Source organism: Serratia sp. JSRIV001, assembly GCF_019968745.1.
Classification (GTDB): Bacteria; Pseudomonadota; Gammaproteobacteria; order Enterobacterales; family Enterobacteriaceae; genus Chania; species Chania fonticola_B.
Genome location: NZ_CP074147.1, coordinates 5,311,899 through 5,332,938, shown reverse-complemented (window position 1 = coordinate 5,332,938; position 21,040 = coordinate 5,311,899). Strand labels below are relative to the sequence as shown.

The 21,040-nt window shown below is 54.2% G+C and carries 19 protein-coding genes; 9 read left to right on the top strand and 10 right to left on the bottom strand.

Going from position 1 to position 21,040, the window contains the following annotated elements; all coding sequences use genetic code 11:
- The first annotated feature begins 29 nt into the window (after positions 1 to 29).
- A complete protein-coding gene (locus tag KGP17_RS24725) occupies positions 30 to 452 on the top strand; it encodes a CidA/LrgA family protein (protein WP_059199016.1) in 423 nt (140 codons plus the stop codon).
- Positions 445 to 1,134, top strand: a complete 690-nt coding sequence (locus tag KGP17_RS24720; RefSeq protein WP_021180789.1) for an LrgB family protein — start codon at positions 445 to 447, stop codon at positions 1,132 to 1,134. The genes KGP17_RS24725 and KGP17_RS24720 overlap by 8 nt, the downstream gene beginning before the upstream one ends.
- A 30-nt stretch (positions 1,135 to 1,164) precedes the next feature.
- On the opposite strand, the gene KGP17_RS24715 is transcribed toward KGP17_RS24720, so the two are convergent.
- Positions 1,165 to 1,854: a CTP synthase gene (locus tag KGP17_RS24715; RefSeq protein ID WP_094981542.1), complete on the bottom strand. Its 690-nt coding sequence runs from the start codon at positions 1,852 to 1,854 to the stop codon at positions 1,165 to 1,167.
- Positions 1,855 to 1,985: 131 nt separating this feature from the next.
- Positions 1,986 to 2,906 carry a kdo(2)-lipid IV(A) palmitoleoyltransferase gene (gene lpxP / locus KGP17_RS24710; protein ID WP_059199014.1) on the bottom strand — a complete coding sequence of 307 codons (921 nt, stop codon included), beginning with the start codon at positions 2,904 to 2,906 and terminating at the stop codon, positions 1,986 to 1,988.
- A 363-nt stretch (positions 2,907 to 3,269) separates the two neighbouring features.
- Here lpxP and KGP17_RS24705 point away from each other — a divergent pair, with 363 nt between their 5' ends.
- On the top strand, positions 3,270 to 6,590 hold the full coding sequence (locus tag KGP17_RS24705; protein WP_223498545.1) for an autotransporter domain-containing protein: 3,321 nt from the start codon (positions 3,270 to 3,272) through the stop codon (positions 6,588 to 6,590).
- A gap of 79 nt (positions 6,591 to 6,669) precedes the next feature.
- Here KGP17_RS24705 and fis read toward each other — a convergent pair whose 3' ends face one another.
- The 8 genes from fis to KGP17_RS24665 all read right to left on the bottom strand — a co-directional run bounded on the left by fis (position 6,670) and on the right by KGP17_RS24665 (position 13,736).
- Positions 6,670 to 6,966, bottom strand: coding sequence for a DNA-binding transcriptional regulator Fis (gene fis, locus KGP17_RS24700; RefSeq protein ID WP_000462905.1), 297 nt, complete (start codon positions 6,964 to 6,966; stop codon positions 6,670 to 6,672).
- The gene (gene dusB / locus KGP17_RS24695) at positions 6,948 to 7,952 is read right to left on the bottom strand and encodes a tRNA dihydrouridine synthase DusB (RefSeq protein WP_059199012.1); all 1,005 of its coding nucleotides are present in this window, start codon (positions 7,950 to 7,952) and stop codon (positions 6,948 to 6,950) included. Before dusB ends, fis begins: the two co-directional genes overlap by 19 nt.
- A 355-nt stretch (positions 7,953 to 8,307) precedes the next feature.
- Positions 8,308 to 9,042, bottom strand: coding sequence for a carbonic anhydrase (locus tag KGP17_RS24690; protein ID WP_223498544.1), 735 nt, complete (start codon positions 9,040 to 9,042; stop codon positions 8,308 to 8,310).
- 192 nt (positions 9,043 to 9,234) lie between these two features.
- A complete protein-coding gene (gene prmA, locus KGP17_RS24685; RefSeq protein ID WP_223498543.1) occupies positions 9,235 to 10,116 on the bottom strand; it encodes a 50S ribosomal protein L11 methyltransferase in 882 nt (293 codons plus the stop codon).
- A 10-nt stretch (positions 10,117 to 10,126) separates the two neighbouring features.
- Entirely contained in the window at positions 10,127 to 11,572 is a 1,446-nt protein-coding gene (gene panF / locus KGP17_RS24680) for a sodium/pantothenate symporter (RefSeq protein ID WP_094981536.1), read from the bottom strand.
- Positions 11,562 to 11,804, bottom strand: a complete 243-nt coding sequence (locus tag KGP17_RS24675) for a YhdT family protein (RefSeq protein WP_024486310.1) — start codon at positions 11,802 to 11,804, stop codon at positions 11,562 to 11,564. Before KGP17_RS24675 ends, panF begins: the two co-directional genes overlap by 11 nt.
- Positions 11,805 to 11,935: 131 nt before the next feature.
- Positions 11,936 to 12,895: a sugar kinase gene (locus tag KGP17_RS24670; protein ID WP_071681558.1), complete on the bottom strand. Its 960-nt coding sequence runs from the start codon at positions 12,893 to 12,895 to the stop codon at positions 11,936 to 11,938.
- 10 nt (positions 12,896 to 12,905) lie between these two features.
- Positions 12,906 to 13,736, bottom strand: a complete 831-nt coding sequence (locus KGP17_RS24665) for a DeoR/GlpR family DNA-binding transcription regulator (protein ID WP_223498542.1) — start codon at positions 13,734 to 13,736, stop codon at positions 12,906 to 12,908.
- 401 nt (positions 13,737 to 14,137) lie between these two features.
- Here KGP17_RS24665 and KGP17_RS24660 point away from each other — a divergent pair, with 401 nt between their 5' ends.
- The 6 genes from KGP17_RS24660 (at position 14,138) to gatZ (ending at position 20,991) form a co-directional block, all read left to right on the top strand.
- The gene (locus KGP17_RS24660) at positions 14,138 to 14,992 is read left to right on the top strand and encodes a tagatose bisphosphate family class II aldolase (RefSeq protein WP_021180778.1); all 855 of its coding nucleotides are present in this window, start codon (positions 14,138 to 14,140) and stop codon (positions 14,990 to 14,992) included.
- Positions 14,993 to 15,060: 68 nt separating this feature from the next.
- Positions 15,061 to 15,951: a substrate-binding domain-containing protein gene (locus tag KGP17_RS24655; RefSeq protein WP_094981532.1), complete on the top strand. Its 891-nt coding sequence runs from the start codon at positions 15,061 to 15,063 to the stop codon at positions 15,949 to 15,951.
- A 188-nt stretch (positions 15,952 to 16,139) separates the two neighbouring features.
- Positions 16,140 to 17,633, top strand: a complete 1,494-nt coding sequence (locus KGP17_RS24650; protein WP_223498541.1) for a sugar ABC transporter ATP-binding protein — start codon at positions 16,140 to 16,142, stop codon at positions 17,631 to 17,633.
- Positions 17,633 to 18,622 carry an ABC transporter permease gene (locus KGP17_RS24645; RefSeq protein WP_059199005.1) on the top strand — a complete coding sequence of 330 codons (990 nt, stop codon included), beginning with the start codon at positions 17,633 to 17,635 and terminating at the stop codon, positions 18,620 to 18,622. The genes KGP17_RS24650 and KGP17_RS24645 overlap by 1 nt, the downstream gene beginning before the upstream one ends.
- Before the next feature lie 34 nt (positions 18,623 to 18,656).
- Positions 18,657 to 19,616 (top strand): sugar kinase, encoded by a 960-nt coding sequence (locus KGP17_RS24640; RefSeq protein WP_059199004.1) that lies wholly within the window; start codon positions 18,657 to 18,659, stop codon positions 19,614 to 19,616.
- 85 nt (positions 19,617 to 19,701) lie between these two features.
- Positions 19,702 to 20,991, top strand: a complete 1,290-nt coding sequence (gene gatZ, locus KGP17_RS24635) for a tagatose-bisphosphate aldolase subunit GatZ (RefSeq protein ID WP_223498540.1) — start codon at positions 19,702 to 19,704, stop codon at positions 20,989 to 20,991.
- Positions 20,992 to 21,040: the final 49 nt, after the last annotated feature.

Sequence of the window (21,040 nt, the reverse complement as noted above, 5' to 3'; positions counted from 1 at the left end):
AAGCCTTGATTTTTTCTGAGGTTGCTTTCATGTCTCTGGCGTTACGCCGTGCTGCACCTGCTTTGCTGACTCGCTTACAGGTACCGATCCAGGTAGTGCTATATGCCTTGTTATTCCTGCTTGCCGATCGGTTGGTGCAACTGTTTCATCTGCCTTTGCCCGCCAATATCGTGGGGATGTTGATGATGTTGGCGCTGATCCTGCTGCGCATTTTGCCGCTCAACTGGGTAAAAGCGGGATCGCGTTGGTTACTGGCCGAAATGCTGCTGTTTTTTGTGCCAGCGGTGGTGGCGGTGGTGAACTATGCCCAACTGTTGATGGTGGAAGGCTGGAAGATTTTTCTGGTGATTGCCATCAGCACCATGCTGACGCTGGGAGCGACCGGGTTGGTGGTGGATCGCGTTTATCGCTTCGAGATCTGGCTGCAACGGCGGAAAATGCGTAATGAATGACGTGATCCTCAGCATCACCTGCCTGGTGGTGACATTGGTACTCTACTTTGCCAATAAACGGCTCTATCGCCGTCGCCGTAGCCTGCTGTTGATGCCATTGGTGCTAACGCCGATGGTATTGGTGCTATTGCTGGTGGTGACGCATATCTCGTATCAGAGCTATATCGGTGAAACGCACTGGCTGCTGTGGCTGCTTGGCCCAGCAACCATCGCTTTTGCCGTGCCGGTATATGAAAACCTGCATATTATCCGCCGCCATTGGCTTTCTCTCAGCGCCGGGGTGCTTACCGCAGTGGTGGTAGCCGTTTACAGCTCGGTGTGGCTGGCCCGTTGGTTGACGTTACCGGATGAAGTGCAGCGCAGCCTGGCGGTGCGTTCTATCACTACGCCGTTCGCGCTGGAAGCGGCGAAGCAGATGGGGGGGCAACCCGATTTGGTGGCACTGTTTGTGGTGATTACCGGCGTGTTTGGCATGGCGGTAGGCGATATTCTGTTCCTGCGCCTGTCGGTGCGCAGCGGTCTGGCGAAAGGGGCGGGGTTTGGTGCTTCTTCCCACGGTGCCGGTACCGCCAGAGCCTATGAGATAGGCCAGCAGGAAGGGGTGGTGTCTAGCCTGGTGATGATGTTGGCGGGGATTATCACGGTGATCGGGGCACCCTTGATTGGCCGGTTAATGTGGTAATCAGGGGGCTGGGTTAGCCCCCGGCAAGGCTTATCGAGCGGCCTGGATCAGGGCCACAATCAGTGGGGAAAGATCCCCACGTAACGCTGCACGTTCTGACTGGAATAGGGTAGCGGCATAAAAACGGTGCCCTGGCAGTTCCACCGAGCGCACATCGCCTTCAATGTCATGCCCACTAATGATCAGTGGGTGTTGCTCCAAATCCGCCACAAATTCAGGGTTAACACCAAAGTTACAGTGATAGCCTTCGTGAGTCTCCAACTTGCCATAGGCGCGGGCGATCAGCGTGTTTGGCTGAAACAGGATGGTGCCGGTTTTCTCAACCAGTGAACAGCTCAGCGGTGCGATCACCAAGCGGCCCCCGCTATCGGTCTCCGCGTGGCCAGCATCGTGCCAACCCATCACATTGCGTGCATATTCCACCACCGCATATTGAAACCCACCGCAAGACCCTAGAAAGGGGATGTTCTGCTCGCGAGCATGGCGGATCGTCATAAAGACGCCGCCATCGTTGCGATAGGGGCTGCCAGGGACCACCCAGATAGCATCATAATCCTGCAGGACAGAGACATCGGTCAAAGATTCTGTGGGGAGCCACTGGGATTGGATATCAATATCGAGGTGTGAGGCGGTAAGTTGGAGAGCGACGGGGATGGCCTGGTGGGCAACGGCTTCGCTGCGGTAATCACCAATCAGAGCAAGACGAACCTGCGTTTTCATCATTTCTTTTCCTGAGCGGGTAAAAAAGGATGTTACAGCAGAGTTAAAAACGGGTCTGTGAATTTTTCAAAAGAGAGCACAAAATGCACGAGGGGGATGGGGTACCAGAAGTGGCACCCCTGAAAGCGAGTTTAATACAGTGAAGGCGAACCCGTAGGGCGCGTTTTGAAGCGGCGATGCAGCCACAGATATTGCTCTGGAGCGCGCATGATCTCTTTTTCTACCACTTTATTCATGTAGGCGGCGGCGGCCACTTCATCGTCGATTGGGTAGTCTTCTAACGCCGGTTGGATCAGCAGATCGTAGCCACAGCCTTTCGGGCGGCGGATTAGTACGACCGGTACCAGCGCCGGTTTGGCCATGCGGGCCAGCATAAAGGTCCCGCTGGTGGTGGCGGCCTGATCGACGGCAAACAGCGGGGCAAACACGCTGCCACGTGGGCCGTAATCCTGATCGGGGGCAAACCATACGGCTTCGCCGCGCTTCAGGGCTTGCACCATGCCGCGCAGATCTTTGCGATCCAGCATGGCTTTGTTGGAGCGCATGCGGCCTTTGGTCTGTGCCCATTCCATCGCCTTGTTGTTGTGTGGGCGATACATGGCCATCATCGGCTGACACAGGCCCATCGCCCGGCCGCCCAACTCCAGCGACATGAAATGCACCCCAATCACCAGCACACCACGGCCATTTTGCTGGGCCTGTTTCAGGTGGTTGATGCCGCTCACGTTGAACCAGCGCTTCACGCGTTTATCTGACCAGAACCAGGCCATGCCGGTTTCCAGCAGGCCCATGCCGAGGGATTCGAAATTACCGATAATTTGACGTTCGCGCTGTGCTTCGTCCATCTCCGGGAAGCACAGTTCAAGATTGCGGCGGGTGATCGACACGCGGCGTTTCAGGAAGCGCATAGAGGTGCGGCCCATCCAGCCACCGAGCTTGTGCAGCAGGGGATAGGGTAGTTGAACCAGCAGGAACAGTACCGCCAGACCAAACCAGGTAAGCCAGTAGCGAGGGTGCAGTAATGCACGTTTAAAAGTTTGTGGACGCTTCATATCAACTCTGTATGCGAAATGGGGTAGAAACCTGTAGCGCATAAAGAAGCGACTCAATAGCGATACCATACTCTGACACCCAGTCATGACGATCGTTTAGCCGTTGACTAAACCTTTACATTCGAAGGGCGGTTCGCACTGCTATCAGACTTCGGAAGGACGGCTGCTTGCCAGCGAAGGAGGCTCTCGTATTCACGATTATACCACACAAAACGTGGGCGTGAGAGTGGGGGGGTGATACGTCCACAAAGGGTTATCCGGGGGCTATTTGGGTATTTCTTGTTAGTTATGTTGATTCTTTGTTTAAACGAGGTATGTCTTTCTATACTGGAAGGAAATATTTCCTTTCATTTGTACACAAGGATGGTTAATTTGAAAAAGCTTTTGATCACCGCGGCGTTAACCAGTTTTTTCGCCAGTCACCCTAGCTACGCCGCAGACAGTTACCTGGTTTATAACACGAATAATGTTGCCGTCTTCCAGGTACGTTTCTTTGATGTGGGTGATGGCCCTTTTATGCCGGACTATCCACAGCCAATTGAGTCCACCTGGGATCTGAATTACCAGCAGAAAGCAAAAATACTGGATGCCATGCGGTATTGGGCTGAAGTCATTACCCCCAGACCCGATCAATTGCCTGCCATCATCAACGTAGGTACTTTTGATGAGGTGAACGCTGCAGGCCTCAGCGAATCGGTCACCGATGGTGTAATCACCATTACCCAATTGCAGGGGGCTTTGAACGGTATTGATACCGGCGAGTTAACCTTCGGTTCTCATGGCCAATTTATCATGGGAAAAATGGATTTTGACCATATTCCCTATGTCCCTGCGCAATTACCTCGCTCCGGAAAAACGGATCTGGTCAGCGTTGCCGTTCATGAACTGGCTCATGGGCTGGGTATTTCTAATATGGCCACCGATTGGGCTGGGGAAGGGACATTTACCCCAGCTTTTGACACCGATATGCCTTTCGGTTCCTGGACTGCACATCTGCGCGATGACAATGGAAATCCGGCACGCCCCGGTCAGGTCATACTTTGCGAAGGGTGCAATAACGCCTGGGATCCGCAAGGTTTTGATGTGCGCCTTGATAAGGGGTATTTCGCAGGTAAACACGTGGATGAAGTGCTGGCGGGGGCCATGCCTGGTATTCCGGTGAGAATGTTGGCTGACGATGGCTCGGTTGACGATAACTATATGAGCCACATTGAGCTGAAAAACAGCATGATGAGCCATCAGAATTACCGCAACTACACCACGTTTATGGAAGCCGAGTTGGCGTTATTGCAGGACATGGATTATCAGATCGATCGGCGTAATTTCTTCGGCTTTTCGCTCTACGGTGATGGGCAGACGCTGGTTAATCGACACGGTTACTTTTTACGTAACAAGCAGGGCGATGGCTACATCACGGGGAAGTATAATACCGCGACATTGGGCGTTGGCTTACATGTTTACGGCAGTAACAATCACATCTCCCAGCAAGCGGATCTGTTAACGCAGGGCGCCGGTGGGGCAGGTATTCGTATCGATGGGCAAAACAACACGCTGAACGTTGAGCCTGGCACTCGCGTCTACGCCGACGGGATGAATGGCCGCGGCGTGATGTTTGCTTATGGTAAGAACCATAATCTAATTCAGCGAGGCGATGTTCAAGCGCTAGGCGCTAATGGCGTTGCCCTCAGTTTTGATTTTGGCAACAACCTGCTGGGCAACGATGTGGATTACCGGGGCTCCTGGATACATTATGTTGGCGGGGAGGCTGCAACATTATTGCCAGAGCTACAGGGGGCGCTGGTCAATAATGCGGATATTAGCGGCCGGGTTGCCGCTAAAGGTGCGGCGATGTATATCTCGCAAAACGCGTTGGTCAACCATATCAATCTGTTAAATGGTGCCCAGTTGGAAGGGAATATCTACTCGGATTATAACCAGTTGGATGATCATGGCCAGCAGCGCCTGACCCAGTTTACCTTTGGGCGCCTGGCCAATTTGCAAGGGCAGGCCACCGATCAGGCAGACCCCAGTTTCCGGTTCAACTATCGGGGAAATATTGAAGGTATCGACAATCTGGCGCTGAGCACTCGCGGGGGGATAACTTCGCTTAATGGCCACCACCAGATTTACAGCATGTCTATCGCACCAGGCTCCACGCTGGCTGGCAACAGCGATTATACCTTGAACCCGGCGGGCCGCTTTGTGAATGACGGTATCCTCGCGCCAGGTAATTCGCTAGGGCAAATCGAGGTCACGGGTCTCTATCAACAGGGCGAGAATGGGCAGTTGCTGTTAGAGGTCGATGGCCGTGGTGGACACGATACCTTGCAGGTAAATGGCCATGCTGAATTTAATGGTCAACTGACGTTCGCACCACAGCCAGACTGGTATGCAACAGACTGGCGGCTGGATTCGGGCGAGATGCTGAAAGCCACCTCGCATAGCGGAGAATTCCGCACGGTGAACGGCTTACTCAGTTCGCCTACGCTGACCTTGCAGGCAACGCCGCAGGGTGAGGATCGTTGGCAACTTGCGATGCTGCGCGCTGACAACGCCTACAGTCAGTATGCGCAGGACAATAATGCTTGGCAGGTCGGCCAGGCGTTGGACCATATCGTTTCGGGCGCGGGTGCAGACATCCAGCCGTTGTATAGCACATTGGACTTTTCTGCTATCGATGGAGGGAGCATCAGCAGCGCTTTGCAGCAGCTTTCGCCCGCAGCCTACAGTGCGATGTTCGCCAGCTCTCTTAATCGCGAACAACAGATTACGCGGATCGTCAGCGGCTCCCATCCCTCCAATACGCCAGAGCAGCAGGTTGCAGGCGAATGGCATAGTTTTGCCATACCCTTTGGTGGCGGTTTCTGGCAGCAGCGCCAGGGGAGTCAAGTTGGCTATGATGCCAGCAGCTACGGCATAGTCTTTGGTGCTGACAAGCGCAGTGAGCAGAATAGCGATTGGGTTTATGGTTTCCATGGTGCGGTTAGTGGGCAATCGGTAACGGTCAAATCACCAGAAAACGCCACCGGTAAAACCACGGCTTTCGATCTGGGTATCCAGGCTCGTTATGCTGTCGATCGGCAAGCGGGGATGTATTTATTCGGCAATGGCCGGTTTGGCATTGAAGATAGCCGTTTGGATCGCAGCATCAGCGTCGAGACTTATCAAGCGAGCCAACATGCCAGTTGGACCGGCCTGGCGGGTTCTGTTGCTGCTGGTGGCGGTTATCGTTGGGCGTTGAATGACCAATGGAGCGCTGGCCCTGTGGCCGCACTGAATTACACAACCCTGCATCGCCCAAGCGTGACGGAAATCGGCAACGACAGTAGCCGCCTGGCGCTAGGTTCGAGCACTTATGATTCTCTGCGCTCCAGCATTGGGGTCAACAGCAGTTGGGATCTTCCGCTCTCTTCGGGCGCGGCTATTGCTGCCGATCTGCAACTTACCTGGGATCATGAGTTGTTGGATGGCGATGTGTCGCAAGAAGCCTCTTTCGCCAACTATCGGGCGGCAAGCTTCAGCAACAAGAATCAGGTGACTGGGCGTGACTCCATGGGGGTGAAAGCCGGGGTTCGTTACCAAATCAATAGGGATGTGGAGCTGGGCTTGGGGGTAGAGAGCGATCTGTTCCGTTCTGGCTATGACTCGGTAGCGGGTAACCTGTCGGCCACCTGGCGTTTCTGACAGGCCAGTATGATAAAAGAAAAAGGCGCTTACCGAATGAGGTAAAAGCGCCTTTTTTCAACATCTTAACTGATTGTTATCAGTTCATGCCGTATTTTTTCAATTTCTTACGCAGTGTACCGCGGTTGATCCCCATCATCAGGGCAGCGCGGGTCTGGTTGCCACGGGTGTACTGCATCACCATGTCCAACAGTGGCTGTTCAACTTCAGCCAGTACCAGCTCATACAGATCGTTAACGTCTTGACCGTTCAGTTGAGCAAAATAGTTCTTCAGTGCTTGCTTAACCGAGTCACGCAGAGGCTTTTGAGTCACTTGGTCCTGTGAGTTCACGGTTGAAACGGTCAGTACGTCAGAATTTACGCGTTGTTCGAACATAGTTCTGTCAGCTCTTTTTTTACGCTAAGATTTTCGAAATATGCCTCCAACGCCTCCAGCTGTTCGCTGGCATCCTCTATGGCGTTGAATGTGCGCCGAAACTGGTCATTAGGGGCATGCTCCTGTAAGTACCAAGAGACGTGCTTTCGAGCAATCCGGAATCCCTTGCCTTGGCCGTAAAAGCCGTGCAATTCCCGAATATGCCCTATTAACAAGCGCTTCACTTCGCCAAGTGGCATCGGTGGCAGCAGCTCCCCAGTGTCCAGATAATGCTGGATTTCCCGGAAGATCCAGGGTCTCCCCTGAGCAGCACGGCCTATCATCAGGGCATCAGCCCCAGTGTAGTCGAGCACTGCTCTGGCTTTATGCGGGTCAGTAATGTCGCCATTCGCGATAATCGGAATGGAAACATTCTGCTTAACTGCCCGAATGCTGTCGTACTCCGCGTTGCCGTTGAACAGGCAGGCACGGGTTCGGCCATGAATCGTCAGGGCCTGTATACCACAATCTTCGGCCAGTTGGGCAATTTCTACACAGTTACGGTTCTCTGGTTCCCAGCCGGTTCGGATCTTAAGTGTTACCGGCACATCCACCGCGTTAACCACCGCGAGGAGGATCTGTCTAACCAGATCCGGGTACTGCAGTAACGCAGACCCTGCAAGCTTCCGGTTCACTTTCTTGGCTGGGCACCCCATATTGATGTCGATGATCTGTGCACCGCTGGCCACATTAATGCGCGCCGCGGCGGCCATATCATCAGGATCACATCCGGCTATTTGCACGGAACGGATCCCTGGTTCATCGCTATGTACCATACGTAGACGTGACTTATCCGTGCGCCACACCTCCGGGTTGGAGGAGAGCATTTCGGATACAGCCATCCCAGCACCCATTGCATGACATAAGGTTCTGAATGGGCGATCTGTGATGCCGGCCATCGGGGCCGCAATCAGGCAATTTGTTAACTGGTGGTGTCCAATGCGCATAGACAAAGACTGACCATACTGTGTCCGCAAGGGCGCGTATATTACGCATTTTTTCATTCAGATGAAAGGCCAAACTTTAACCAATCGACAGTTATTGGGCAATAAAAGTGCGCTTATCCTCCATTGGTAAAAATATTATGTTTATTTAACAATTGGTTGTGTGATTTTGCTTGATTTTTGTGCGCTAAAATATTCCACTAACGACAGGATTTTATCTTTATGCGCCGGTAATAACAGATCGTAACATCAGGTTATTTGTAACATTGTCAGCTTAATACTTTGACAAATCGGCAAGAATGATGCTGGGAATTACCGCCACCCCAGTGAGGGCAGCGGTAGTTGTCGCAGGCAAGAATCAATCGACGATGACGCGGCCGTTGAGCGGCTGTACCGGACGATTGTTGTTATGGTGCACTACCGAGTGGAATTGACTAATCTGTTCGGCAGAAGCGCTTACAGGCTGATCTAGCACCAACCAACTGACCCCTTCGGAGCAGGGGGGCGTCGTCAGTGAACCGCTGAAGCGGTAGAAGTTAAACTGTTTCGGCAGCAGCGCTTTGATATCCAACGGCTTGTTCAGCACGGCGGTCTGATCGACGGCGGTAGGCATTTGTTGCCAGGCCTGCGCCAGTTGCGGATTGGCTTTACCTTGCTGGAACATCAGGGCCAGCACCGCCAGGGCACCGTCTTTGTCCTTGTAGACAAAGTGCGCTTCCAGTGGGAACTGCTTGCCGTCGATCTCGTTTTCGCTCGGGGCGTGGAAATGGAACTGCTGCAGCGTGAAGGTGTCGTTATCCAGCCGTAGGGTGTTACCTTCGCTGACGTTGACTTGAATGGTGTGCCCGTTGTTGACGATTTGCTGTTTGCCCGGATGGAAAGCCAGCTCAAGTTTGCCGTGCTGGGTTTTCAGCGCGCCCTGGATGTTGACCGGGGACTGGTTTTTACCGGTTTCACACAGTGAAAAATCGGGTGAAAGCTTGCCCCAATGCGCCGGGTCTTCCTGGCCTTCATAGCCCCAATGAGCATGCTCTGCGGCACCGATAGAGAAGCTGGCGGCCAACAGGGCGGCAAGCAACATTTTTCCTTTCATTTCCTAATCCTTGTCCAATGAAAATACCAATTATCCTGGGTGGGCGGCTCATATGCTGCGGGCTACCTTCACTCCGAGCAGGAGAATACCCCCAGCAAGTGCCGGGATAAACTGGCGGATCCTTAGGAAAAGAACAAAACCACCGGAACTGATTAAATTTCCGATGGTTTTTGGCAGGCGGGGAAAATGTAACTAGTTGCGTTGGCCGGTGATGCGGCACCACTCTTCGCGCTCGGCCACCGGGTCGAGAGTGAATTTATCCTGATAGGCTTCGGCTACGCTGGCGGCTTGAGTCGCCAGTACGCCTGACAGGCCCAGATAGCCGCCGGATTTTGGCAGGTCGCTGATTAACGGTGCCAGTTCACGCAGCGGGCCAGCGAGAATGTTTGCCACCACCACATCGGCCAGCAGGTCGGCTGGCTGGTCTTTTGGCAGATACAGCTCCAGACGCTCTGAAACGCCGTTACGCTGCGCGTTGTCGCGGCTGGCCTGAATGGCCTGGGGATCGATGTCGATACCAATGGCGCGGGCGGCACCGAGTTTTAACGCGGCAATCGCCAGGATGCCTGAGCCACAGCCGAAGTCGATGACGGTTTTACCGGCCAGATCCAATCCATCCAGCCATTGCAGGCAAAGCGCGGTGGTCGGGTGTGTGCCGGTACCAAACGCCAGGCCTGGGTCTAACATGACGTTCACCGCGTCTGGATCGGGCACGTCACGCCAGCTTGGGCAAATCCACAGGCGCTCGCCAAAACGCATCGGGTGGAAGTTATCCATCCACTCACGTTCCCAGTCTTTATCTTCCAACTGTTCGATTTTGTGGCGGAAACCGTTGCCCAGCAACGGGTGCTGTTCCAGTATGGCGACCACTTCGGCCATATCGCTTTCGGCATCATACAGGCCGATCACATCGGTATCGCCCCACAGCAGGGTTTCACCCGGCAGCGGTTCAAATACCGGATTATCGTGGGTGTCCTGAAAGGTGACCGACACCGCGCCGCTTTCAACCAACGCATCGCTCAGGTCTTCTGCCTGGCTGCCGGTGGTGTTCAGTTTTAGTTGGATCCAAGGCATAACAATTCTCTCAAGAAGATAAGGACGACGCCAACTGGCGTTTTTCGCCGTAGACGTTACCGAGATAAAACGCCAACAGGCTGAGTAACAGCGAAGGCACAATAGGATGCAATCCGGCCAGTTGCAGGCCGAAGCTGGCTAATAGCGTATAGCATAACGCACCGGTGACCATTGAGCTAAGGGCACCTTGCGCGTTGGCACGTTCCCAGTACAGGCCCAACACCAACGGCCACAGGAATACGGCCTCCAGGCCGCCGAATGCCAGCAGGTTCAGCCAGATGATCATTTCTGGCGGACGCCATGCGGCCAGCAGCACCAGCAATCCGAGGATCAGCGTAGTCAGGCTGGAGAAGCGTTTGATCATCTTCTCATTGTTCATCTGCAGAGGACGTACGCCCAGATAGAGGTCTTTGATGATCGTGGCTGAGGATTGCAGCAGTTGCGCATTAATGGTCGACATGATCGCTGCCATCGGTGCGGCCAGGAAGATCCCTGCGGCGTACGGCGGCAGCACGGTGATCATCAACGTTGGGATCACCTGATCGGGGATCTTCAGATCTGGCAGTACCGCACGGCCCAGGGCGCCAGCAAGGTGCATACCAAACATCAGAATTGCCACCACGATGGTGCCGAGGATAATGCCACGGTGCACGGCTTTGCTGTCCTTATACGAGATACAGCGCACGGCGGTGTGCGGCAGGCCAATTACGCCAAAGCACACCAGGATCCAGAACGAAGCCATAAACGGCAGGCTGAGGATCTGATCGCCGCCTTGCGGTGAGACCAACGCCGGATCGATCTGTTGCAGCTTATCAACCGCGCTGTGCAAGCCGCCTGCCGCGTGGATCACCGCAACCAGCAGTAATATCGTGCCTATCAGCATCACCAGCCCCTGCATGGCATCGTTCAGCACGCTGGCACGGAAGCCGCCAAACGCGGTGTACAGCGCAATGCTGATACCAAATATCAGCAGGCCGGTGTCGTAAGGAATGCCCGCCGCAGTCTCGAGCAGACGGGCGCCGCCGATAAACTGGACCGTCATCGCCCCAAGGAAGGCGACCAACAGACTTAGACTGGCTAGCCACACCAGCAAACGGCTCTTATAGCGAGCGAACAGCATATCGTTAAGGGTGATGGCATTGTAGCGCCGCGCCAGAATGGCAAACTTTTTCCCCAGCACGCCAAGTGAAAGCCAGACGGCGGGCAGTTGGATCATCGCCAGCAGCACCCAGCCAAGGCCGTATTTATAGGCGGCACCCGGTCCACCAATAAACGAACTGGCGCTGATATAGGTGGCGGTCAGCGTCATGGCCAGCACAAAGCCACCCATCGAACGGTTGCCGAGGAAATATTCACTCAGGAAGTTACCGCTTTGGCGACGGGTATAGGCATACACCGAAAGGCCAAACACCAGCAACAGATAGGCAACCAGCGGCAGAATGACCTCAGTTTGCATCGCTATCCTCCAGGGGGATATCGCGGAAGATGCCGCGTACCATCAGCCAGCACAGGCCTATAAACAGCAGCGGTACCAGCAGGCAGGCCATTTCGAACCAGTGTGGCAGCCCGGTGATCCCGGCGTTGCTGTCTGGCAGATAGGCCGCCAGCGACCAGGCCAGCAGGTAAAGCAGCGTCAGGCCCAGTGCCCAGCGTGCTTCGCGGTTAGCTTGAACAAAGCGTTGTTCCATCCGTGCCTCCAAGGGGTTTACGGTTATGGATTGGCAAAGGAGGGGATTTTACGACAAGGGACGGTTTTGCCAAGCCGTTATGTGGGCAATCGGGATAAAAAACCGGCCAAAGGCTGGCCGGTTGATGGGATTTACGCCTGTTGTGCAATAAAGTGCTCGATCTGCGCCAGGCTGGATAACCCTTCCATCGGCCCCTTATGGGACACCGCCAGGGCACCGCTGGCATTGGCATACTGCAACGCTTTTTCTGCGCTGAAGCCGGACAGGAACAGGCTGACAAAGGTAGCGCCAAAGCAGTCGCCTGCCCCGGTCGGATCGACCATCTTGCTGCTATAGCCTGGAGTGTGTAGCTCCTGCGTCTGGCCGTTTTGCTGCTGGTAATGGCTGGCCCCTTTCTGGCCCCGCTTGATCACGATATGGCTCACGCCGCTGGCCAACAGTTCCTGCACGATATCCGCTTCCTGCTGATTTTTGCTGCTGGCAAAGTGGTGCACTTCTCCCTCGCTCGGCAGGAAGATATCGGTATATTCGAGGATGTAATCGAAGGCCTGGCTCATCTCCGGGATATTGAGCATCTCTTTGCGAATATTGGGATCGAACGACACCGTCCCCTTATTGGCCTTGACGATCTGGATCGCCCGGCGCATGGCATCGATGATGCGGAATGAGAACAGCGAAGAACCCATAATGTGGAAATGTTGGCACTGGTTCAGCAAGCCCAGATCGATATGGTCGGCGGTAAAGAAGCCGCAGGCGCTGTTGGGGATATTGAAGATAAAATCGCGTTCCAGCGGGTTGCGATAGCTGACAAATGCCGTGCCGGTCGGGGCCTTGTCGATCACGCTGATGCCGTCGGTGATCACGCCTTCCAGACGCAGGCGCTCGATATTCAGGCGGCCAAAATCGTCGTTGCCCACGCAGCCAAACAGCGTGGAGCCAAAGCCAAGCCGCGCCACCTGAGCGGCATAGATAGCCGGTGCCCCGCTGGGGAACGGCCCAAGAAACTCGCCTGGCTGAGTGAATCCCTGATTATAATTTTTTGAAAGGAATTCAACCAGTAACTCACCCATCGTGCAGATGCTAACTGACATAAGTGCCCCTTTATTCCCCGATCGTTTCCCGGTTGGCCCAGGTAAAACATTCGTTATTGGTGTAGCGGATGCTGAAGTCGGATTCGAATAATTGCTGCTGATAATGTTCATTCACGCCACGGTTGGTCACCAGATTATCCACCTGGCTGAGGTGGCCGATAGTCCCGATCGCACTGGCCTGAATGGGCAAATGGGTAATGATGGCGGTTTTATTCTGCGCCTTGTCCAGGCAGCGCTGGTAGTGGGACGCCAACAGCGGCTGGTCGATATTCAGGATGCCGGAGCTGTCCGTAATGCTGGCCTCGAGAATGCAGTGGTTGATGGTGAACTGTTGGATCACATTATCCAGCGCTTTACCGCTGAGCGCGGTATGTGAGCGGATCAACTCCCCACCTGCGACGATAATTTCACCGTCCAAAAACTGATCGGCCAGGATCGCATGCTGTAGGTCATTGACGATCAGCCGCAGCTTTTTCAGGCCGCTCAGGAACGGGATGATTTTGCGACAGATGTCGCCGTGGCCGAGAAACAGCGTATCGCGATCGGCAATCATCCTGGCGCAGTGGCGGGCGATTTCCAACTGGTTAGCCAGCGTGAGCGGGGGCAGGGCGAGCCCTGGGTCGATCGGCGCCGCCAACGGCTGTGTTGGGGTTGCAATGGCTCCGCCAAAGGATCGCTTGAGGTAGCCTTGTTGTTCAAGGTAGCTGAGATCGCCACGGATCGTCACGCCGGAAACCCCCAACTGGGCAGAAAGATCTTCGACCTTGATCTCCCCCTGCAGGCCGACGATTTCAGCAATTTTCAATCTGCGTTTCAGCAGGTTAGATGACTTTCTGGGCACATTTGCCCCCATCGTTAAACGGTAATAGGGGCTACTATATCCTTCATACTTTCTAATTGAAAGTAATACCCACGCAGGCTTTCGTTATTTTGAAAGTCTGCGATGGGTGAACGAACAAGCATATATTTTTACTATTATTCATAATGTTAGATGCTATTTTCGGGTGGGGTATACTCGTGGCATGGCGATCTTAAGCGCGCAAATACCGGAACATGCCTTATGTTTCGTAATTACCATCTTGTTAAGTTACGTTTTGAAAGTTATTTGATAATCTTCGATCCCTGTCACGCTTTTTTGCGCATTTTATCTCTATATTCGGTTTCACTTAGAAAGTTTGTCCGAATAAGTTTTCATTTTGTAATTACCGACTGCGGTATCAGATGCGGGATCGAGGAGAATCGATGTACATCATTTCAAGCAAAAACATGCTGCAGAAAGCGCAGCAGCAAGGGTACGCGGTGCCGGCATTCAACATCCACAACCTGGAAACCTTGCAGGTGGTGGTCGAAACCGCTGCACAGTATCGTTCGCCGGTGATCCTGGCGGGAACGACCGGCACTTACCGCTACGGCGGGCTGGAAAACATCATCATGATCGTCAAGGCGCTGGCGCACGAGTATCAGATCCCGCTGGCGCTGCATTTGGATCATCACGAAGAACCCGCCGATATCTTCCATAAGATCAACGCCGGGATCCGTTCCGTAATGATCGACGGCTCTCACTTTCCTTTTGAAGAAAACGTGGCACTGGTCAAACAAATCGTAGAGTACAGCCACCGCTACGACGCTAGCGTTGAAGCAGAGCTAGGCCGCCTGGGGGGCCAGGAAGACGATCTGATCGTGGAGGGGAAAGACGCTATCTACACCTCTCCAGAGGCGGCGGTGGAGTTTGTTGCCCGTACCGGGATCGATTCGCTGGCGGTGGCTATCGGTACCGCGCATGGCCTGTACCAGTCCGAACCCAAGCTGGATTTTGCCCGCCTGGAACAGATCCGCGATCGCGTTGAAGTGCCGCTGGTGTTGCACGGGGCTTCTGGCCTGAGCGATAGCGATATCCGCCGCTGTATCAGTTTAGGCATCTGTAAGGTCAACGTGGCTACCGAGCTGAAAATCGCTTTCTCGGATGCCCTGAAAGCGTATTTCCACCAGCATCCTGATGCCAATGACCCGCGCCATTATATGCAGCCAGCGAAAAGCGCCATGCAACGGGTGGTGGAAAAAGTGATTGGCGTATGTGGTTGTGAAGGTCAGCTGTAAATATTAATAAGTTCCCTACAAAACAGTAAGAAAAACCAAGCAGCAATAATAAAAACTGAGGATAGATCATGCATAAATTAAAGGTGTTAGGCTCCGTGCTGGCCATCGGACTGGCAGTATTCTCGCAGTCAACGTTAGCCAAGGAATATAAAATTGGCGCATCGCTGCTGACGCAACAGCATCCATTCTATATTGATCTGGCCGACGCAATGAAAGCGGAAGCCAAGAAAGACGACGTGGTGCTGAATATTTCCATTGCCAATCAGGATCTGAATAAACAACTCTCCGACGTAGAAGACTTTATTACCAAGAAGGTCGACGCCATTATTATTTCCCCGGTGGATTCCAAAGGCGTACAGGCGGCGATTATCAAAGCGGAGAAAGCCGGTATTCCGGTGATTACCGTTGATGTGGCCGCCGAGGGCGTGCCGGTGGTCACTCACGTGGCTACCGACAACTACGCCGGTGGTGTCGAAGCGGGCAAGCTGATGGGCAAACTGCTCAACGGTAAAGGCAAGGTAGCGATTATCGATTATCCGGCGCTGCAATCGGTGGTGGCACGCGTGGACGGCTTCAAGAAAGGGCTGGCTGATACGCCAGACGTGAAGATTGTGGCGATCCAAACCGGCATCACCCGGGCGGAAGCGTTAACCGTAGCGCAGAACATGATGCAGGCACACCCGGATCTGAACGGCCTGTTTGGTTTTGGTGATGATGCTGCGCTGGCTGCGGTGATCGCCGCCAAATCCGCGCGTAACGACAATATCAAGATCATCGGTTTCGACGGGATGAAAGAGGCTCGCGACGCCGTCGACAGCGACAAGACCTTCGTGGCAGTTATCCGCCAATACCCAGACCAAATGGGAGCCAAGGCAATTGATGCCGCCGTCGACCATTTGAATGGTAAACCTGTAGCGAAAATGATCCCGGTCGCACCTGGTGTTTACACCGGTAAATAGCCCCTCACCCCAGCCCTCTCCCACAGGGAGAGGGCGCTGTCCGAAGTATGTAGTTAGCCCATACAACTTCGGAAAGTGAGGGAGTAATAAGAAAGGCAGGGTATTACGCGGAGAAATCAGCGAACTCGATCGGTCCCCTCTCCCTGTGGGAGAGGGTTAGGGTGAGGGCTATTTGGGTGGAGGAAATAATGACGGATACGGTGCTGGCGGTAACGGAAATAGCCAAAAGTTTCGGCCATGTTCATGCATTAAAAAATGTCAGCCTGAAAATACGCAAAGGTAAAGTCCATACGCTGCTCGGCGAAAATGGCGCCGGTAAATCCACGTTAATGAAAATATTGGCAGGCATTTATCCGCCGACCAAAGGAGAAATACGACTCAAAGGGCAGAGCGTCACTATTGCCAACCCCCAGCATTCCAGAAAGTTGGGTATCGCGATTATTTTTCAGGAGCTGAGCCTGAGCAATAATATGAGCGTAGCAGAGAATATCTATGCCAATAATGAGCCAACCCGTTTTGGTTTTATTAACGATGGTCAGATGGTGAATGATTGCCAGCGCCTGCTGGCGGACTTGGCCATTCCGCTCGATCCGCAGCAAATTGTCGGCACCATGTCGATGGCCCAGCGCCAACTGGTAGAGATTGCCAAGGCGCTGAGTTACCCGGCGGATGTCGTGATCATGGATGAACCCACGTCGTCCCTGAGCGATAACGAGGCGGACATCCTGTTTGGCATTATCGACAAGCTGAAACAGCGCGGCTGCGCGGTGATTTATATCTCGCACCGCATGGATGAGATCATGCGGGTATCTGACGATATCTCGGTGCTGCGTGACGGCGAGTTCATCGCCACCCATGATAAACACCAAACCGATATTCACCGGCTGATTGCCCAGATGGTTGGCCGCGAAATGACCAATATCTACCCGCCACGCATCGGCGAACCTCCTTCAGCGGAGCAAGTGCCGGTGCTGGAAGTCAGGCAATTTTCGCAGGACAAACTGTTTCACGATATCCATTTCTCACTGCGTGCAGGTGAAGTGCTGGGCTTTTTTGGGCTGGTGGGATCGGGGCGTTCAGACGTGATGAAGGCAATTTTTGGCCTGACTGGCTATCAAGGTGAAATTCGCATCTATGAGGCGGTAGTCACTATTCGCAATCCAAAGCAGGCGATAGAGCATGGCATCGCCTTCGTGACGGAAAACCGCAAGGAGGAGGGGTTGGTGCTGATGCATGACGTGAGCATGAACACCCATCACGTGGCCTTTCAGTATGCGGGCTCCAGCCTGATCAACCATAAGCACGAAGAGGTGAAAACCCAGCAAGCAATCCGGCGGATGAACATCAAGGTCAGCTCGCCACATCAACTGGTCAGCACCCTGAGCGGGGGCAATCAGCAAAAGATCGTGCTGTCGAAATGGTTGGAAAAGGTGCCACGCATCTTAATTCTCGACGAGCCAACGCGCGGCGTGGATGTTGGCGCCAAGTTCGAGATTTATAACGTCATACGCCAGCTTGCTGCACAGGGCACTGCCATTATCTTGATCTCTTCCGAACTGCCGGAAGTCATGGCGCTCAGCGATCGGCTGGTGGTGATGCGCGCCAAGCAGATCGCCGACGTTTTTGCCACCGATGGACTCACGCAAACCCAGGTCATGACCGCAGCAACAGGAGTGAAATAATGAGCGATAAAGTGCTGGCCGCCGAGGGCCATTCGGCGTTCAACGGGCCAGGGAAACTGGCAAAAGCCGCCAAACAGTACGGCGGCATACTGGCGGGCCTGGTGGCCTTGGTGATCCTGTTCAGCGTGATCAACGACAGTTTCCTGAGCGTAAATAATATTACCAATATTATTTTGCAGGTCTCGATCATTGCCATCACCGCCTATGGCATGACTTACGTGCTGTTGCTGGGGGATATCGATCTTTCGGTGGGGTCAACCATTGCACTGGTTGGGACCTTTGCCGCACTCGGCCTGTCGTTTGGCATCCCGTTTATTCTGGTGATCCCGCTGTCGATTATGGCCGCGCTGGTGTTGGGCCTGGTTAACGGTAGCCTGACTGCGATGGCCGGTATCCCGTCGTTTATCGTTACCGTCGCGACGATGGGGATCTTCCGGGGTATCGCCTATATCGTCACCGATGGCACGCCGATCATGATCAAGAACGAGGCGTTTCTGGCGCTGGGTAACGGCGAGTTCCTCTATATCCCGATCCCCATCTGGATCCTGTTGGTGTTGCTGATCGTCAACCACTTCATCCTGTCGAAAACCACCTTTGGCCGCAAAATTTATATCACCGGCGGCAATAAAGAGGCCGCGATCTATTCGGGGATTAACGTTTCTGCGCTGAAAATAAAGGTCTTTATGATCACCGCCGTGATGGCGGGCATCAGCGGCATGATCCTGGCTTCACGGCTGTATTCCGGCCAGCCTAACGCCGCGCTGAGCTATGAGCTGGATGCCATTGCCGCCGCCGTGTTGGGGGGCACCAGCCTGAATGGCGGCTACGGCACGGTGATCGGCACCATGATCGGCGCGCTGACCATCGGGGTCATCAACAACGGTATGAATTTAATGAACGTGCCTTATTTCTATCAAATGGTGGTGAAGGGGCTGGTGATCCTTATCGCGGTGTATGTCGACGTCAGAAACAAGAAGAAACGTGGCTAACGATCACAGGCAGATTTGTATAAGGAACGGGACAATGAGAAAAATTTATACCATCGGCGAGATCCTGGTTGAGATCATGGCCGATAAGGTTGGCCAATCTTTTACCCATCCAGGCTTATGGAATGGTCCTTTCCCCAGTGGTGCCCCGGCGATTTTTATCGACCAGGTGACCAAGCTGGGCGGGCAGTGCGGCATTATCAGCTGCGTGGGTAACGACGGCTTCGGCACGCTGAATATCGAACGCCTAAAGGCTGACGGAGTGGATACGCGAGGCATCCGTGTGTTGCCGCATGAGACTACCGGCAGCGCCTTTGTTACCTACCACTCCAACGGCGATCGCGATTTTATTTTCAATATCAAGAACGCAGCCTGTGGGAAATTATCGGCCGAGCATGTGAATGCTGAACTGCTGCAGGACTGCCAGCACTTCCACATCATGGGTTCATCGCTGTTTTCCTTCCATATGGTGGATGCGGTGAAGAAGGCGGCGGGGATCGTCAAAGCGAACGGCGGCACCTTGTCTTTCGATCCGAATATCCGCAAGGAAATGCTCAATATCCCCGAGATGCGTGATGCGCTGCATTACGTGCTGGAGCTGACCGATATCTATATGCCGAGTGAAGGCGAAGTGATGCTGCTGTCCTCCCAAACCACGCTGGATGAGGCGATTGCTCGCTACCTGAAGGACGGCATTAAAGAAGTGGTGGTGAAACGCGGCAGTAAAGGGGCGAGCTATTATTCCGCGGATGAAACCCTGCATGTCGACAGCTATGCCGTAGACGAGGTAGATCCGACCGGGGCAGGCGACTGCTTTGGCGGCGCTTATATTGCTTGTCGGTTGCAGGGGCACAGCGTTTCCCAGGCGCTGCGCTATGCCAATGCCTGCGGCGCGCTGGCGGTGACCCGGCGTGGACCAATGGAAGGGACCTCTACCTTCGCTGAAATCGACGCTTTCTTGCAGCAGCAACGGACCGTGCCGGTCGGCGCGCTGTAAATAACATTCCAACGTCCTGAATATTCAGTTCAGGACATTGCTTACCCTGTGACTTGAAAGGCGACGGGTAAATGAGGCCAAAAGTATGAAATCTATTATTAAGCAGCATAAAAGCGGCAAGCATATTGGCATCTGTTCGGTTTGCTCGGCACATCCGTTGGTGATCGAGGCCACGTTGCGTTTTGACCTGGCTAGCCAGCGTAAGGTATTGATTGAGGCCACCTCCAACCAGGTGAACCAATTTGGCGGCTACACCGGGATGAAACCGGCGGATTTCCGCGAGTTTGTGTATGCCATTGCCGCCAAGATTGGCTTCCCGCAGTCACGGTTGATATTGGGAGGTGACCATCTTGGGCCTAACTGTTGGCAGGATGAACCAGCTGGGCTGGCGATGGAGAAAGCTGAACGCCTGATTGCCGATTACGTTCAGGCCGGGTTCAGTAAAATTCATCTGGATACTTCCATGTCCTGCGCGGACGATCCGGTTCCTCTGCCGCCAACGGTGGTGGCAGAGCGTGCGGCACGGCTATGTGCGGTGGCTGAAGCTGTGGCCACTCCTGAGCAGCGGCAGGCGCTGAGCTACGTGATAGGTACGGAAGTGCCGGTTCCGGGGGGTGAAAGCCACGCTATCGCTCAGGTGCACGTCACGCGGCCACAGGATGCCGCTGAGACCATCGAGACGCATCGGCAGGCGTTTGCTCGTTTAGGTTTGGAGCAGGCCATGGAGCGGGTGGTGGGGCTGGTGGTGCAGCCGGGAGTCGAGTTCGACCATTCCACGGTGATCCACTACCAGCCGGAACAGGCGCGCCAGCTTTCCGCCATGATTGAGTCAACGCCGTTGGTGTTTGAAGCCCATTCTACGGATTATCAAACCCCGAAAGCGTTCCGCCAGTTGGTGCGCGATCACTTTGCGATCCTGAAAGTCGGCCCGGCGCTGACCTTTGCCCTGCGTGAGGCGATCTTCAGCCTGGCGCTGATCGAGAAGGAACTGATCGCCGCAGAACAGCAGAGCCACGTGCTGGCGGTGATCGACAGCGTGATGCAGGATGAGCCCAAGTATTGGAAGAAGTATTACGATCCGCGTCATTCGAAGGCGATGATCGATCTGCACTACAGCCTGTCCGATCGGATCCGCTATTACTGGCCTGAAGCGCGCATCAGCGCAGCCATCGACAAGCTGGTGGCAAATCTTAGTGGGGTAGCCATTCCGTTGGGTATGCTGAGCCAGTATTTCCCGCTGCAATTCCCACGCCTGATGGCTGGCGAGTGTGCTGGTGACCCACATAGCCTGATGATCGACAAGATCCAGGAAGTATTGCGTGCGTATGCCTATGGGTGTAATGAGCGGCAGGAAGAGGCGCTAAACGTGCTTTGAGGCAGAGACCCCGGCCCCAATAAAAAAACACCGCAGAAGTTCTCATGCG